Origin of the sequence: Rhodococcus kronopolitis (assembly GCF_042654025.1) — a bacterium.
GTDB lineage: Bacteria > Actinomycetota > Actinomycetes > Mycobacteriales > Mycobacteriaceae > Rhodococcus_G > Rhodococcus_G kronopolitis.
Window position 1 is genome coordinate 108,799 of record NZ_JBHSFO010000002.1, and the last position, 13,647, is coordinate 122,445.

Below are 13,647 nucleotides of genomic sequence, written 5' to 3' on the forward strand. Positions count from 1 at the left end.
AGTGGTTGACTGAGGTCATGCCAAACTGGGGCTGGCTGATAGCCGCGCTGATCCTCATCGACCTCGCCGTGCTGACCACCTGGTTCATCGCCAGACGCCGGCCACGCAGCGCCCGCACCCCGACCACCTGGGTGGCCGGACTCGACTACGAGACCCGCGACCGAATCGAACGGCTCGTCGCCGACCACCAGCGGATGCACGCGATCCGCGTCCTGCAGGAACGCAGCGGTCTCGGGCTGTCCGACGCGAAGGCCGCGATCGACGCCGTCGTCCGCGGCGAGTGGAAGCCGACCGCCGGACCCGATGCCGGTCCGCCGACCCCCGGCGCCCGCACCGGCAAGTGGTCGGACCTCGAGCCGACGCTGCGCACCCTCAAGAACGAGGGCAAGGCCGCGAAGGCGATCGCCATCCTGCGCGACTCCACCGGCATGGGACTGCAGGAGGCGACGCAGGCGGTCGAGCGGCTGTGAGCCTGACGGTGACCCGCGCGGACACCGCCGACGCCGCGGAGCTGGCCGCCGTTGCGGCCGCGACCTTCCCGCTCGCCTGCCCACCGGCAGTCACCGAGTCGGATATCGCGGGTTTCGTCGCCGCGGTGCTGTCGGAGGAGCGGTTCACCGAGTACCTCCGGGCACCCGAGCGGACGGTACTCAAGGCCGTCGACGCCGACGGCATGGTCGGCTACTCGATGCTGGTGGCCGGGCCGCCCGAGGACGCCGCGGTCCGGGCCGCGGTCACGCTGTTGCCCACCGTCGAGATCAGCAAGCTGTACGTGCTGCCGGATCGGCACGGCGGCGACGTCGCGCATCGACTGATGGAGACCGCCCTCGACCACGCCCGGACCGCGGGGGCGACCGGGGTGTGGCTGGGGGTCAGCCAGGAGAACCTGCGCGCCCGACGCTTCTACGCGAAGTCCGGCTTCCAACAGGTCGGCACGAAGCGGTTCCGGGTCGGCAGCGAACTGTGCCACGACTTCGTGCTGGAGCGCCCGCTGTAGGGACGCCCGCCGTCGCGGCGCCCACGGGCCGTGACCCGCGGGCGCCGCGACAGGCAGGGTCTAGGCCGCGACCTCGAAGCGCGAGAGGGCCAGCAGCCGGGAGGTGGCCCGCAGGTACTTCTTGCGGTACCCGCCTGCCAGCATCTCGGGGGTGAAGATCTCGTCGAGCTTCGCGCCGGAGACCGTCACGGGGATGTTGGCGTCGTACAGCCGGTCCGCGAGGACCACCAGTCGCAGCGCCACGGACTGGTCGCTGGCCGCGTGCACGCCGCTGATGTACACCGCCGACACGTCCGCGATCAGCTTGTTGTAGCGGGACGGGTGCAGCGTGCTCAGGTGCGCACAGAGGGCGTCGAAGTCGTCGAGGGTGGACCCGGGGGTCGCCTCGGCCCGCTCGACGAGCGACTCCTCCGAGATGGGCTCGGGCGCGGGCGGCAGGTCCCGGTGCCGGTAGTCCGGGCCGTCGACGCGGAGGGTCTCGAAGATCGAGCCGAGCTTCTTGATCTCGCGCAGGAAGTCCTGCGCGGCGAAGCGGCCCTCGCCGAGCTGGCCGGGCAGGGTGTTGGACGTCGCGACGATCGAGACCCCGCGGGCCGACAGCTCGGTCAGCAGCCGCGAGACCAGCATCGTGTCGCCCGGATCGTCGAGCTCGAACTCGTCGATGCACAGCACGCTGTGCGCGGAGAGCTGCTCGACGGCGTTGTTGAAGCCGAGCGCGCCGACCACGTGGGTGAGCTCGACGAAGGTGCCGAAGGCCTTGGGGCTGGGCGAGCTGTGGAAGATCGACGCCAGCAGGTGGGTCTTGCCGACGCCGAAGCCGCCGTCGAGGTACAGCCCGGCGCCGCTGGCCTGGGTCTTCTTGCCGAACAGGCCGCGTCGGCCGCCGGCGCGGATCTTCGCGACCTTGCCGGCGAACTCCTCGGCGGCGCGGACCGCGGCGGCCTGGCTGGGCTGCTCGGGATCGGGAATGTAGGAGCCGAAGCTCACGTCGTCGAACATCGCGGGCGGGACCATTTGCGCGATCAACTGGTCGGCGAGGACCACCGGACTGCGATCAACAAGACGTTGCGGCATGCAATCAGCCTATCGACGTGCTGTTATCTGACCTATGCGCCACCTCGATTTTGGGACACACCTCACACCGGTCGACGACGGCGGCCTACGCGAACTCTACCGCGGTCCGGCCGACCTCGACCGGCCCTGGGTCCGGGTCAACTTCGTCTCGAGCATCGACGGCGCGGTGACCGCGGACGGCACCTCGGGTCGACTCGGCACGCCCGCCGACCGACGGGTGTTCGCGACCCTGCGCGAGCTCGCCGACGTGGTGCTGGTCGGCGCAGGCACCGTCCGGGCGGAGGACTACGGCGGCGCCAGGTTCGACGACGCGGCCCGGGCGCGGCGTAGGGCGCGCGGGCAGTCCGACGCACCGCCGATCGCCGTGGTCACCGCCGGCGCCCGCGTCGACCCCCGGTCGAGGCTGCTCACCGACACCGCCGTCGCGCCGTTGATCCTGACGTGCGGAGCCGCGCCCACCGAGAATCGCGACGCCCTGGCCGGGGCAGGCGCCCGGGTGCTCGAGCTCGGCGACCGGGCAGTCTCCACCGCCGCGATCCTCGACGCCCTCGACGGCCTCGGGCTGCGCCGGGTGCTGTGCGAGGGCGGGCCGACACTGTTCGGTCAGCTGCTCGCCGACGACGCGGTCGACGAGCTGTGCCTGACCACCTCGCCGGTGCTGGTCGGCGGACGCTCCGGACGCATCGCGACCTCCCCGCTGGCAGCCCTCACGCCGATGCGGCGGGCCCACCTGCTCGGCGACGACGACGGCACGCTGTTGACCCGGTGGGTACGCGACCGGGATCACTGACCGACCTGGCAGGCTGTCGGGCATGCGCCGAACTGCACTGCTGGCATTGGTTCTCGCGCTCTGCTGCGCGTGCGGGGCCGGGCCGAGCATGCGACCCGACGTCGCGGTCGTCGAGCACCACGAGGGCACCCCGGCCACGTCCACGGCGACGGCCGACGCGCCCGAGCCGCTGCCGGTGCCCGCGCAGGACCTGAACTGGCGCGACTGCACCGGCACCACACTGGACACCCTCGGACTCGCGCCCGGCCCGGCAGGACTTGTGCTCGAATGCGCGCAGCTGGCCGCGCCCATCGACGCAGGCGGGGCGATCCCCGGCACCTTCACCCTCGGCGCCCTGCGGGCCCGGGGGCCGCAGACCCCCGCCGACAGCGCGCCGCTGGTGCTGACCACCGGCGCCGAGGGCTCCTCGACCGCCACCCTCGCGGCGCTCGCCGCCGGACCGATCGGCAGCCTGCTCGCGACCCGGCCGGTGGTCGCGCTCGATCGCCGCGGCATCGGCACCTCCACCCCCATCGACTGCCTCACCCCCGCGTTGCGACGCGCCATGACCGATCTCGGCCAGTTCTCCACGCCCGCCGCCGGCGGCGACGCCGTGGACGCGGTGATGACGCTGGGACGCGACGCCACCACCGCGTGCACCGACTTCCTCGAACCGCAGGAGCTCGCGTTCGACGCCGCCCACGCCGCCGACGACCTCGAGCAGCTGCGCTCGACCTGGGACGTGGACCGGATCGGCCTGCTGACCGTCGGGACCGGCGCGGACGTCGGCCTGGCCTACGCCGCCGCCTACCCGGACGCCGTCGGCCGGCTGGTCATGGACTCCCCCGGCGCCGCCCGCACCGACGTGGTCACCGCCACCGAGGGAATCCTGGCGGGCCGCGAGGCGGCGCTGTCCGCCTTCGCCCGGTCCTGCGCGGCGCTGGCCTGCTCGCTCGGCGCCGACCCGCACACCGCGGTCGCCGACCTGGCCCGACGCGCCGCGGCAGGCGAACTCGGCCCGGTCTCGAGCAACGGGCTGGCGACCGTGCTGACGGAGTTCCTCGGGTCACCGCGCGGCGACCGGCAGTCCCGGACCCGCGAGTTCGCCGACGTGCTGGCTGCGGCCGGGCGGGGCGAGACGGCGGACCTGGAGCGGCTGATCGACGCCGGGGTCGAGGCCGCGGGCTCCGGCCAGTTCGTCGCCCGTTGCTCCGACGGCACCGGGTGGCCGACGCCGAGCCGCGCCCGGGAGCTGCGGCAGGACTGGGGCGAGAGGTTCCCGGTGTTCGGCTCGGACGCCGCGCTGTCCCTGCTGCTGTGTGCGTCCTGGCCAACGACGCCTCCGCCGCCCCTGCCGACCGGCCTCGACGTCGGGGTGCTCACCCTCGCCGGCGCCGCGGACCCGGTGGTCGGCAAGGCAGGCGTCACCTCCGCGACGGGTGCCGCGGCCGCCGCCGGGGCCCGCACCTCGACCCGGGCGTGGCTCGGCAGCGGGCACCCGGTGACCACGCACTCGGACTGCGGCCAGCAGGCGGTCGCGAGGTACCTCGACACCGGCGTGCTGCCTGCGGACGGCGGCGCCTGCCCCGGCTGACCGGGCCGTGCGCCGGCGGGGGCCCGAGTGTCTGCGCCCGGGTGGACACCCGGCCGGTGTACCGTGCCACGGTGTTCCTACAACGCCTCGAACCCCGCACCGCACGCACGACCGCCGAGGTTGTGAAGGTCGCGTTGTGGCCGCTCGCGATCATGACCGTCCTGCACCGAGTGCTGGTCAAGGCCGTGAACGGGTTCCGCACCGATGACTTCGCGCCGGTCTACCGCGCCGCGCTGGCCTTCCTCAACGGCGAACCGGTCTACACCGCGAACTTCGGCACCGTGGACCCGCACTACCTGTACGCCCCGAGCGGCACGCTGCTGCTGTCCCCGATCGCGGTAGTCGAGCCGGAGCTCTCGCGCTGGCTGTTCATCGGCACCAACGCGGCCGCCGTGATCGTCGCGGGCTGGCTGCTGCTCAAGATGTTCGACCTGACGCTCTCCTCGGTCGCCGCGCCGATCCTGTTGCTGGGCATGTTCGCCAGCGAGACGGTCACCAACACGCTGGTGTTCACCAACGTCAACGGGCTGGTGCTGCTCGGCGAGATCGCGTTCCTCTACCTGCTGCTCCGACGCAAGGACGCCTGGGCCGGCGTGGCCATCGGCCTGACGCTCGCGGTCAAGCCGATCCTGGCGCCGCTGCTGCTGCTGCCGCTGGTGTCCAAGCAGTGGCGGGTCTTCGTCACCGCCGTCGGCATCCCGCTGATCCTGACCGCCGTCGCCTGGCCGCTGGCTGCGGACCCGATGGAGTTCATCAACCACACGCTGCCGTACCTGACGGAGTCGCGCGACTACTTCAACAGCGCGATCGTCGGCAACGGCGCCTACTACGGCCTGCCCACACCCCTGATCCTGCTGCTGCGGGTGCTGTTCGCCGTGGTCGTGCTGGTGTCGCTGTGGCTGCTCTACCGCTACTACCGCGAGGACCGGCTGTTCTTCTTCACCACCGCGTCCGGGGTGCTGATGGCGGGATCGTTCCTGCTCGGCTCGCTCGGCCAGGGGTACTACTCGATGATGCTGTTCCCGCTGCTGATGAGCGTGGTGCTGCGGAATTCGGTGATGCGGAACTGGCCGGCCTGGCTCGCGGTGTACGGATTCATGTCCTACGACAGCTGGCTGTCGGTTCGGTTCCCGGCCGCCGGGCGGGCCGCCGAGTACATGAAGACCACCTTCGGCTGGAGCCTGCTGCTGCTCGTCATCTGCGGCGTCCTGGTGGTGCGGTACCTGACCGCCAAGCGGGAGGGCCGGCTCGACGGCGGCATCGATCCCGTGTTCCCCGCGGACGAGCCTGCCGAGAAGCCCAGGGCTAGCGTGGTGGCATGAGTTCCGCATCCGATCCCACCCCCCGAGTCCAGCTCACCGAGGCGCAGTGGCGTGAACGGCTCAGCCCCGAGGAGTTCGCGGTGCTGCGTCAGGCCGGTACCGAACGTCCGCACGTGGGCGAGTACACCGACACCACCACCCTCGGCGAGTACCACTGCCGGGCCTGCGATGCGCTGCTGTTCACCTCCACCGAGAAGTTCGAGTCGCACTGCGGTTGGCCGTCGTTCTTCGATCCGGCCGAGTCCGACGCGGTGATCCTGCGCGAGGACGTCTCGCTCGGCATGCGCCGCGTCGAGGTGCTGTGCGCGAGCTGCCACAGCCACCTCGGCCACGTCTTCGAGGGTGAGGGCTACCCCACCCCGACCGACCAGCGGTACTGCATCAACAGCATCTCGCTGCGCCTGACGCCGAAGGACTGAGCGGGCGCCTGTCAGCTGGTCGGCGTGGGCGCCGATGTCGGCGAGGGCGCGGACGCCGGCGGGAACATCTCGTCGACGATCGTCTTCGCGATGCCGCTGGCCGGGTCCTGACCGTTCGCGGCCGGGGCCAGGTTGGCCCACACCACCAGCGTCACCCCGCTGTCGGGGTCGCTGCCCATGAACGAGTTGTAGCCGGGCAGCTCCCCCGTGTGCCCGTAGAGCGGGCCCATCTTCGCCATCGCCAGTCCGTACTCCGGCCCGTCCGGCTTGCTCGGGTCGGTCGGCTGGAAGGCGGCCATCCGCACGGCCTGCATCTGCGCGTCGAGGGCCTTGCCGCCTGCCAGGTCCTGCACCCACGTCGCCAGATCGTTCGCGGTGGAGATGCCCGAGCCCGCCGACCAGGCCCAGGACGGGTTGTCGTCGGTGACGTCGTTGGGCGCGAGGGTGCCGGCCTTCGCCGCCGCCTGCATCTCCGCGGGGAGGGCGGGGTCGGTCATGGTCTGCACGTTGGTCCCGAACATGTAGCCGTGCGAGTTCGGCGCGGGCAGCGCGTTCGTGTCGGGGAAGAGCGTGTTCGCCAGGCCGAGCGGGCCGAACAGTCGCTGCTCGAACACCTGCTGCAGCGGCTTGCCGTCGAGCTGCTCGGCGATCAGCCCGAGCAGCACGAAGTTGGTGTTCGAGTAGTGGTAACCCTGGCCCGGCGGGAAGTACGGCGGATGCGCGAACGCCAACGCCAGCAACTGGTCCGGGGTCCAGACCTTCTGCGGGTCCTGGTCGAGGGCCTCGTTGAGCTCGAGCGTCTCGCTGTAGTTGAACAGCCCGCTGCGCATGTTCAGCAACTGCTCGATCGTGATGCCGTCGCCGCCCGGGACGTCCGGCCGGTACTTCGAGACCGGGTCGGCGAGCGCGATCTTGCCCTCCTGCACCTGCTGCAGGATCACCGTCCCGGTCCAGGTCTTGGTGTTGGACCCGACCCGGATGTGGTCGTCGAGGGAGACGGGCGCGCCGCCGTCGCGTTCGGTGGTGCCGTAGGTGACGGTCTGGTCGCCGGTCGGGGTGCGCAGCAGCACCACCACCCCCGGGAGCATCAGCTCCTTGGCCGTGGACTCGACGAGGGACTGCAGGTCCGCGTTTCCGATCGGCAACATCCCGGTCGACGACGCCGCGACGCTGGTGCCGGAGGACGAGGCGGCCGTCGAGGATCCGGATCCGTCGTCGGAGGACGAGCAGGCGCCCACCGCCAGCGTCACCGCCGCCGCGGCACACGCCGCCCGTAGGTACCGGCCACGTCGGCGGTGCGCCCCGATCCTGCGCGCCGAATCCGTGGAAGCTGCCCTGGTACCCGCGAGACGGTCCATGGCGTCTGACGGTACGCCGGGTCGGTGGGCCTGTCGCGGCGAAACCGGCCGCGCATCGGACCCGTCCGCCGCACCGCGGATGCCCTCGACGACGCCGTTCCGCCCCGAGTGAACGGCACGTTCATTCGATCAGATCGAATGAACGCTTCCGTTCATTCGGGAGCGGGGCGGGCCTTACGGGAGCGGGGCGGGTCGTCGTCGGACGGCCACCCGGAAACCGGCCCGCCCGGCCGCCGCCGGGTGTATGCCTGAACGATGAGTCGCAACGGCGAACTCGCACGGCCCGCGGCAGCGACGGAATCGTCCGGGCCGGCGCCCGCCGTTCTCGAACTGCGGATTCACGGGGTGAGCAACACCCCGCCGCACGCCATGCTCGACGTCCGGGCCGACCAGGTCCACGAGGTCGCCGGTGACCGGCTCGCCGGCTTCTGGATGGTGAATGCCGACGTCGCCGACGCACTGACCCCCGACCGACCCGCGTACACGCCGCCGCAGATCCGGCGGGAGGCCTACTCCTGGGGTGGACTCGACCGCACGACGATCGGGGGCGGCACACCGTTCGGCCAGAAACTTGTCGCCGCGGTCGTCCGGGCGGCGTGGTGCCTGGTGCTGCCGTACGGCCTGACCAATCTGGCGTACTGGGCGCGGGACCTCGGCGCGAGCGCGGCACGGGTGCGCCGGACCGCCACCGTGGTCCGACTGTTCGGGCTCGGCCTGACGCTGCTGTTCGTCACGACCGTCGTCACCGTCGCGTCTGATCTGGTGGCACTGCAGTACCTGGCAGGCGACACCGACGCACTGCCGTCCCAGCTCGCCCCGCTGGCTCGCCTGACGCCGCAGCGTCGCCTGGCCGTGTCCATGCTCGTCCCGGTCGCCGCGCTGGCGGTGCTGTGGCTGGTGTCGTGGACCTCGCGCGTGCGCTACGACGTGGACACCCCGGCGCAGTCCGAACGAACCGCGAAGGACACCCCGATCCTGCGACGAGAGGGATTCTGGAACAACCGCGCGCACGCCACCGAGACCGCGTTGATCCACGTCGGCGCGGGCCTGGCGACCGTCGCCGCGATGACCACACTCTTCGCCCCGCCGCGTGGGCAGGCGTTCGGCTGGGTGCTCACCGCGACCGGAATCGCCTCGGCTGGAGCGGTGCTCGTCGCCGCGGGCAGGCTGGCCGCGACGAGCAGTCGGGGCTCGGACGTGCCGGTCGCGCGGCCCGAGGACACGGTGACCGGCGGGACCCGGGCAACCGTGTGGGGATGTGTGGCACTCTTCCTCGCCCAGCTGCTGTTGCTGTTCTTCGGGCCGGGGTCGGGGTGCCCCTCGCCAGCCGCGCGGCTCGACGGGTTGATCGCCGTCCCGACGGTGCTCGTCCTGCTCCTGCTGGCACTCGCCCTGGCCGGACTCTCGATCCGGCGGGTCTCGCCGTGGTGGTCGGTCGGGCTGCCGGCGCTGCTCGCGGGGGCCGCGTTGCTGTACCTCGGCGGGCGGGCGCCGCTCGCGGTCGCGGTCGGCGCCGCGGTGCTCGTCGCGCTGCTCGTGCTTGCGCTGCCCGGCAACGACTTTCAGGCGTGGCGGGGACGGGGTGTCGGCGTCTTCCTGCTGCTGGCGCTCGGCGGCGCGATGCTGCTGTCCAACCTGGTGGTCGTCGGCGTCGGCGACTGGCTGAACCGGTCGGGATCCGCCGCGGGCCTGTTCTCGAACCAGGTCGGCGCCACCGCCGCGGGCGACCCCACGGGACTCCGTGCCCCGGCGATCTTCGCCTGGTTCGGTGTCGGCCTGGTCCTCGCCGCCGGCGCCGCGCTGCTCGCGCTGCCGGTGGTGATGTACTTCGCGGGTCGGTGGTCGGGCGTCCTCCGGAAGACCGCGGCGCCCGGCCGCCCCGTCGACCCGGACATCGTCCTCGCCGACCCGAGCACCCTCCGGGCCCGGCGGCTCGCCAATGCCGCGCACCGGGCCGAGCCGGCGGTCGGCGGACTCGCCGTGCTCGCCCTCGTGGCCCTGCTCCCCTGCGTGATCCTGCCGCTGCGCCCGTGGGCCGCCGACGGCGCGACGCCTGCGCCCCTGCTCACCCTCACCGCGTGGGGCGCGACGTTCGCCGCAGCCCTCGCCGTGCTGCTGGCGGGCGGCCTGGTGTTGCAGCCCGGGACCGGACGACCGCTGGGCATCGTCTGGGACCTGCTGTGTGTGGTGCCGCGGGCCGCGCACCCGTTCGGCCCACCGAGCTATTCGGAGCGGGCCGTCCCCGAGCTCGTCATGCGCTGTCACGCCTGGCTCGGGGCGGACGATTCGCGGCGCGTCGTGCTGTCCGCCCACTCGATGGGGTCCGTCCTCGCGGCCGCCGCGATCCTCGACCCGCGGTCGCGGCTGCTGGTCGAGCGCGGCGCCCTGCTCAGCTACGGATCGCAGCTGCGCGCCTACTTCGGGCGGATCTTCCCGGAACTGTTCGGTGCCGAAGTCGTTGCGAACGCGCCTGCGACGAGCGCGCGCCCGTTCGCGGCCGACGAGTTCCGCGGCGACACCGCCGATGCCACCGGCACACCCGACGAGGGCACCCTGATGCGGCTGTTGAGCAACCCGACCGGCGACTGCAGGTGGGTCAACCTCTGGCGCCCGACGGACTATCTGGGGTTTCCCGCCTACTCCCGACACGAGAACCCTGTCGACCTGCGGGCCGACGAGATCGACAGGTCGGGCTACCTGCCGACCGTCGGCAGCCACAGCGGGTATCCCCGCACCGCGCAGTACCGGACCGCACTCGACGCCCTGCGGCGCCGGATCGGCCCCGGAGGACCAAGCCCCGGCGCGGGAACGGACCGCGCGGGTTCCGGTGAAACCTGAACGGTCCGTTCACGCCGAGGTGGTGAGGGCGATCAGGGCAGGGCGGCGACGAGGGTGTCGACGGAGACGCGGGGCCCGCTGAAGAACGGGGTCTCCTCGCGCACGTGCATCCGGGCCTCGGTGGCGCGCAGGTCGCGCATCAGGTCGACGATGCGGTCCATCGCGGGTGCCTCGAAGGCCAGCAGCCACTCGTAGTCGCCGAGCGCGAAGGCAGGCACCGTGTTGGCCCGCACGTCCGGGTAGCCGCGGGCGGCCATGCCGTGGTCGGCGAGCATCTTGCGACGGTCCTCGTCCGGGAGCAGGTACCACTCGAGGGACCGGACGAACGGGTAGACGCAGATGTAGGCGCCCGGCGCCTCGCCGGCGACGAACGCAGGCAGGTGGCTCTTGTTGAACTCCGCGGGACGGTGCAGCGCGACGTTCGACCACACCGGCTCGCTGGCGCGGCCGACGATGGTGGTGCGACGGAAGTCGGCGTAGAGCTTCTGCAGGTCCTCCAACCGCTCCGCATGGGTCCAGATCATGAAGTCCGCATCGGCGCGCAACCCGGCGACGTCGTAGACGCCGCGGATCTCGACGTCGGTGTCGTCGAACGACGCGAAGAACGCCGTCGCGTCGGCGATCGCCTTGGTGCGGTCCTCGTCGAGGACACCGGGCTGCACCCGGAACACCGAGAACATCGCGTACCGGAGCGTGGAATTGAGCTTTTCGTAATCGAGGCGTGCCATGGCCCTATCCTGCCACCCGCGCAACGGTCCGTGCCGCCGCCGTCGCCGACGCCACACAGGCGGGCACGCCCACCCCGTGCAGCAGCGCGCCCGCCACCGCCAGGCCCGGCAACTGCGCCACCCCGGCCTCGATCTCCGCGACCGCGTCGAGGTGCCCCGGCCCGTACTGCGGCAGTCCGCCGCGCCAGCGCTGCACCACCGCGTCGGCCGGATCGACCGAGACCCCGGTGACCGTCTCGAGGTCCGCCCGGGCCAGCGCGACCAGCTCAGCGTCGCTCGCCTCGACCAGCGCGGCGTCGCCGAACCTGCCGAAGGACGCGCGCACCAGGGCGGCACCGCGCCGTGCCAGGTGCGGCCACTTGCGGCTGGACAGAGTGAAAGCCTTGGCGCGCAACGACTCCCCCGTCGCGACCAGGATCCCGGAGTTCTCCGGCAGCGCCGCCCCGAGCGGCAACGCCAACGCGACCACCACCGACGACGCCAGCGGGATGCGGGCGGCCGCGGCGCTCGCCTCCGGCGCGACGCCTGCCAACAGTTCGGCCAGCCGCGGCGCGGGCACCGCCAGCGCCACGCCGTCGACGCGGCCCACCGGGTCCAGCCACCAGCCGTCGCCGTCCCGACGCAGCCCGGACGCTGAAGCCGCGATCACGGTGGGACGAGCCGCGTCGAGCAAGGCGTCGAGCAGCACGCCGTAGCCGTCGCGCAGTCCGCCGAACACCGGGCCCGGCTGCGGCGCCGGCAGCGCCTCGGCCACCGCCGCGGTCAGGCTGCTCGCGCCACGGTCGAGGGCGGCGGCCAGCGTCGGCAGCGCCGCGCGGACGCCGATGGAGTCCGAGAGCCCGGAGTACACGCCGCCGAGCAGCGGGTCCACCGAGCGCCGGACCACCTGCTCGCCGAACCGCTCACCGACCAGCGTCGCGACGTCGACGTCCGCGCCGGGGCGCCAGGACAGCGGCGAGCGCGGCTCCGCGTCGATCCGGGCCAGGGTGGCGTCGTCGACCAGCCCGGCAAGCGAGGCCGACGAGGCCGGGATGCCCATCAGGGTGCCTGCGGGCAGCGGGTGCAGCGCGGCACCGGACCAGATCAGCGGCCGGGCGCCGGACGGCGTGACCACCTGGTCGGACAGGCCCAGCTCGTCGAGCAGCGCCGGCACCTCCGGACGCCGGGCGATGAACGCCTCCGCGCCGACGTCGACGGCACCGTCGGCCAGCGTGACCGTGCGCAGTTTGCCACCGAGCCGGCCGGACTCCTCGACCAGGACGATCTCGGCGTCGGGGCCGAGCAGGCCGCGCAGCCGGTAGGCGGCGACCAGACCGGAGATGCCGCCACCGACCACGGCGACGGTGGTCACAGCGAGTGCACCAGCTCCACCACCGCGGTCAGCACGGCCGGATCGGTGTCCGGCAGCACGCCGTGCCCGAGGTTGAAGATGTGTCCGGTGGCGCCGGCGGCCAGCGCCCGGTCGGCCTCGGCGGCGATCCGCCGGACCTCACGCTCGATGGCGTCCCAGCCGCCGAAGAGCACGGCCGGGTCCAGGTTGCCCTGCAGCGCCTTGCCCGGGCCGACGCGTCGGGCGGCCTCGTCCAGCGGGATCCGCCAGTCCACGCCGACCACGTCGGCGCCGACCTCGCCCATCACGCCGAGCAGCTCGCCGGTGCCCACCCCGAAGTGGATCCGCGGCACCCCGGCGTCGGCCACCTCGGCCAGCACCCGCTCGGAGTGCGGCAGGACGAACTGGCGGTACTCGGCGAGCGAGAGCGTCCCGGCCCAGGAGTCGAACAGCTGGATCGCGTCGACGCCTGCGTGCAGCTGCGCCTGCAGGAACGCGATGGTGGTGTCGGCGATCGTGCCGAGCAGCGCGTGCCAGGTCTTGGGGTCCGAGTGCATGAGCGCCTTGGTGCGCTCGTGGTTGCGGCTCGGCCCGCCCTCGACCAGGTACGAGGCGAGGGTGAACGGCGCCCCGGCGAAACCGATCAGCGGGGTGTCGCCGAGCTCACGGGTGAGCAGCGAGACTGCCTCACCGACGGCCCCGACCTGCTCCGGCCGCAGCCGCGGCAGCACCGCGACATCGGCGACGGTGCGCACCGGGTTCGCCACCACCGGGCCGACGCCGGCCACGATGTCGAGGTCGATGCCCGCAGCCTTGAGCGGAACCACGATGTCGGAGAACAGGATTGCCGCGTCCACCTTGTGCCGGCGCACCGGCTGCATGGTGATCTCGCAGACCAGTTCCGGGTTGAAGCAGGACTCGAGCATCCCGATCCCGGCACGCACCTCCCGGTACTCGGGCAACGAGCGGCCTGCCTGCCGCATGAACCACACCGGACGGTGCGAGGGCCGCCTGCCGGTCGCCGCCGCGAGCAGCGGCGCCTCCGGGATCAACCGCCGGAACGGGTACTTCGTACCGGTCGCCATCGCCGCATTCGTGTCTTCCAAGTCGCTCATGTGTCCCAACGCTCGTCGCCCGCTCGTGTACGTCCTGGTGGCCATGCTGCCAGACGGACCGGTGCCGAAGCCAAGCGCGACGGCCGCCGAGGCCCGGGCGCCC

At 72.6% G+C, this 13,647-nt stretch carries 12 protein-coding genes; 7 read left to right on the top strand and 5 right to left on the bottom strand.

Annotated elements, in window-relative coordinates:
* Positions 1–17 precede the first annotated feature (17 nt).
* Positions 18–470 carry a hypothetical protein gene (locus ACFO6S_RS03680; RefSeq protein ID WP_378414263.1) on the top strand — a complete coding sequence of 151 codons (453 nt, stop codon included), beginning with the start codon at positions 18–20 and terminating at the stop codon, positions 468–470.
* On the top strand, positions 467–997 hold the full coding sequence (locus tag ACFO6S_RS03685) for a GNAT family N-acetyltransferase (RefSeq protein ID WP_378414265.1): 531 nt from the start codon (positions 467–469) through the stop codon (positions 995–997). The genes ACFO6S_RS03680 and ACFO6S_RS03685 overlap by 4 nt, the downstream gene beginning before the upstream one ends.
* Positions 998–1,057: 60 nt before the next feature.
* Here ACFO6S_RS03685 and zapE read toward each other — a convergent pair whose 3' ends face one another.
* The gene (gene zapE / locus ACFO6S_RS03690; RefSeq protein ID WP_378414267.1) at positions 1,058–2,071 is read right to left on the bottom strand and encodes a cell division protein ZapE; all 1,014 of its coding nucleotides are present in this window, start codon (positions 2,069–2,071) and stop codon (positions 1,058–1,060) included.
* A gap of 34 nt (positions 2,072–2,105) precedes the next feature.
* Here zapE and ACFO6S_RS03695 point away from each other — a divergent pair, with 34 nt between their 5' ends.
* The 4 genes from ACFO6S_RS03695 to msrB are packed head-to-tail and all read left to right on the top strand — an operon-like array spanning position 2,106 to position 6,175.
* Complete coding sequence (locus ACFO6S_RS03695) at positions 2,106–2,861, top strand: pyrimidine reductase family protein (RefSeq protein ID WP_378414269.1); 756 nt, start codon at positions 2,106–2,108, stop codon at positions 2,859–2,861.
* A 22-nt stretch (positions 2,862–2,883) separates the two neighbouring features.
* Positions 2,884–4,434 (top strand): alpha/beta hydrolase, encoded by a 1,551-nt coding sequence (locus tag ACFO6S_RS03700; protein ID WP_378414271.1) that lies wholly within the window; start codon positions 2,884–2,886, stop codon positions 4,432–4,434.
* A gap of 56 nt (positions 4,435–4,490) precedes the next feature.
* Positions 4,491–5,756, top strand: coding sequence for a glycosyltransferase family 87 protein (locus tag ACFO6S_RS03705; RefSeq protein ID WP_378414274.1), 1,266 nt, complete (start codon positions 4,491–4,493; stop codon positions 5,754–5,756).
* Positions 5,753–6,175, top strand: a complete 423-nt coding sequence (gene msrB / locus ACFO6S_RS03710; protein WP_378414276.1) for a peptide-methionine (R)-S-oxide reductase MsrB — start codon at positions 5,753–5,755, stop codon at positions 6,173–6,175. The genes ACFO6S_RS03705 and msrB overlap by 4 nt, the downstream gene beginning before the upstream one ends.
* An 11-nt stretch (positions 6,176–6,186) precedes the next feature.
* On the opposite strand, the gene ACFO6S_RS03715 is transcribed toward msrB, so the two are convergent.
* Positions 6,187–7,533 (bottom strand): serine hydrolase domain-containing protein, encoded by a 1,347-nt coding sequence (locus ACFO6S_RS03715; protein WP_378414278.1) that lies wholly within the window; start codon positions 7,531–7,533, stop codon positions 6,187–6,189.
* Positions 7,534–7,878: 345 nt separating this feature from the next.
* Between ACFO6S_RS03715 and ACFO6S_RS03720 the strand changes: the two genes are divergently transcribed.
* The gene (locus tag ACFO6S_RS03720) at positions 7,879–10,371 is read left to right on the top strand and encodes a hypothetical protein (protein ID WP_378414280.1); all 2,493 of its coding nucleotides are present in this window, start codon (positions 7,879–7,881) and stop codon (positions 10,369–10,371) included.
* A 32-nt stretch (positions 10,372–10,403) separates the two neighbouring features.
* Here ACFO6S_RS03720 and hemQ read toward each other — a convergent pair whose 3' ends face one another.
* The 3 genes from hemQ to hemE are packed head-to-tail and all read right to left on the bottom strand — an operon-like array spanning position 10,404 to position 13,544.
* Positions 10,404–11,099 (bottom strand): hydrogen peroxide-dependent heme synthase, encoded by a 696-nt coding sequence (gene hemQ, locus ACFO6S_RS03725; RefSeq protein ID WP_378414282.1) that lies wholly within the window; start codon positions 11,097–11,099, stop codon positions 10,404–10,406.
* Positions 11,100–11,103: 4 nt separating this feature from the next.
* Entirely contained in the window at positions 11,104–12,450 is a 1,347-nt protein-coding gene (locus ACFO6S_RS03730; RefSeq protein WP_378414284.1) for a protoporphyrinogen oxidase, read from the bottom strand.
* The gene (gene hemE / locus ACFO6S_RS03735; protein ID WP_378414286.1) at positions 12,447–13,544 is read right to left on the bottom strand and encodes a uroporphyrinogen decarboxylase; all 1,098 of its coding nucleotides are present in this window, start codon (positions 13,542–13,544) and stop codon (positions 12,447–12,449) included. Before hemE ends, ACFO6S_RS03730 begins: the two co-directional genes overlap by 4 nt.
* Positions 13,545–13,647 lie beyond the last annotated feature (103 nt).

Bases quoted from the DNA above. Each gene is read 5' to 3' on its own strand.
- ACFO6S_RS03680 (WP_378414263.1), top strand. From the start codon at position 18: ATGCCAAACTGGGGCTGGCTGATAGCCGCGCTGATCCTCATCGACCTC.
- zapE (WP_378414267.1), bottom strand. From the start codon at position 2,071: ATGCCGCAACGTCTTGTTGATCGCAGTCCGGTGGTCCTCGCCGACCAG.
- ACFO6S_RS03695 (WP_378414269.1), top strand. From the start codon at position 2,106: ATGCGCCACCTCGATTTTGGGACACACCTCACACCGGTCGACGACGGC.
- ACFO6S_RS03700 (WP_378414271.1), top strand. From the start codon at position 2,884: ATGCGCCGAACTGCACTGCTGGCATTGGTTCTCGCGCTCTGCTGCGCG.
- msrB (WP_378414276.1), top strand. From the start codon at position 5,753: ATGAGTTCCGCATCCGATCCCACCCCCCGAGTCCAGCTCACCGAGGCG.
- ACFO6S_RS03715 (WP_378414278.1), bottom strand. From the start codon at position 7,533: ATGGACCGTCTCGCGGGTACCAGGGCAGCTTCCACGGATTCGGCGCGC.
- hemQ (WP_378414282.1), bottom strand. From the start codon at position 11,099: ATGGCACGCCTCGATTACGAAAAGCTCAATTCCACGCTCCGGTACGCG.
- hemE (WP_378414286.1), bottom strand. From the start codon at position 13,544: ATGAGCGACTTGGAAGACACGAATGCGGCGATGGCGACCGGTACGAAG.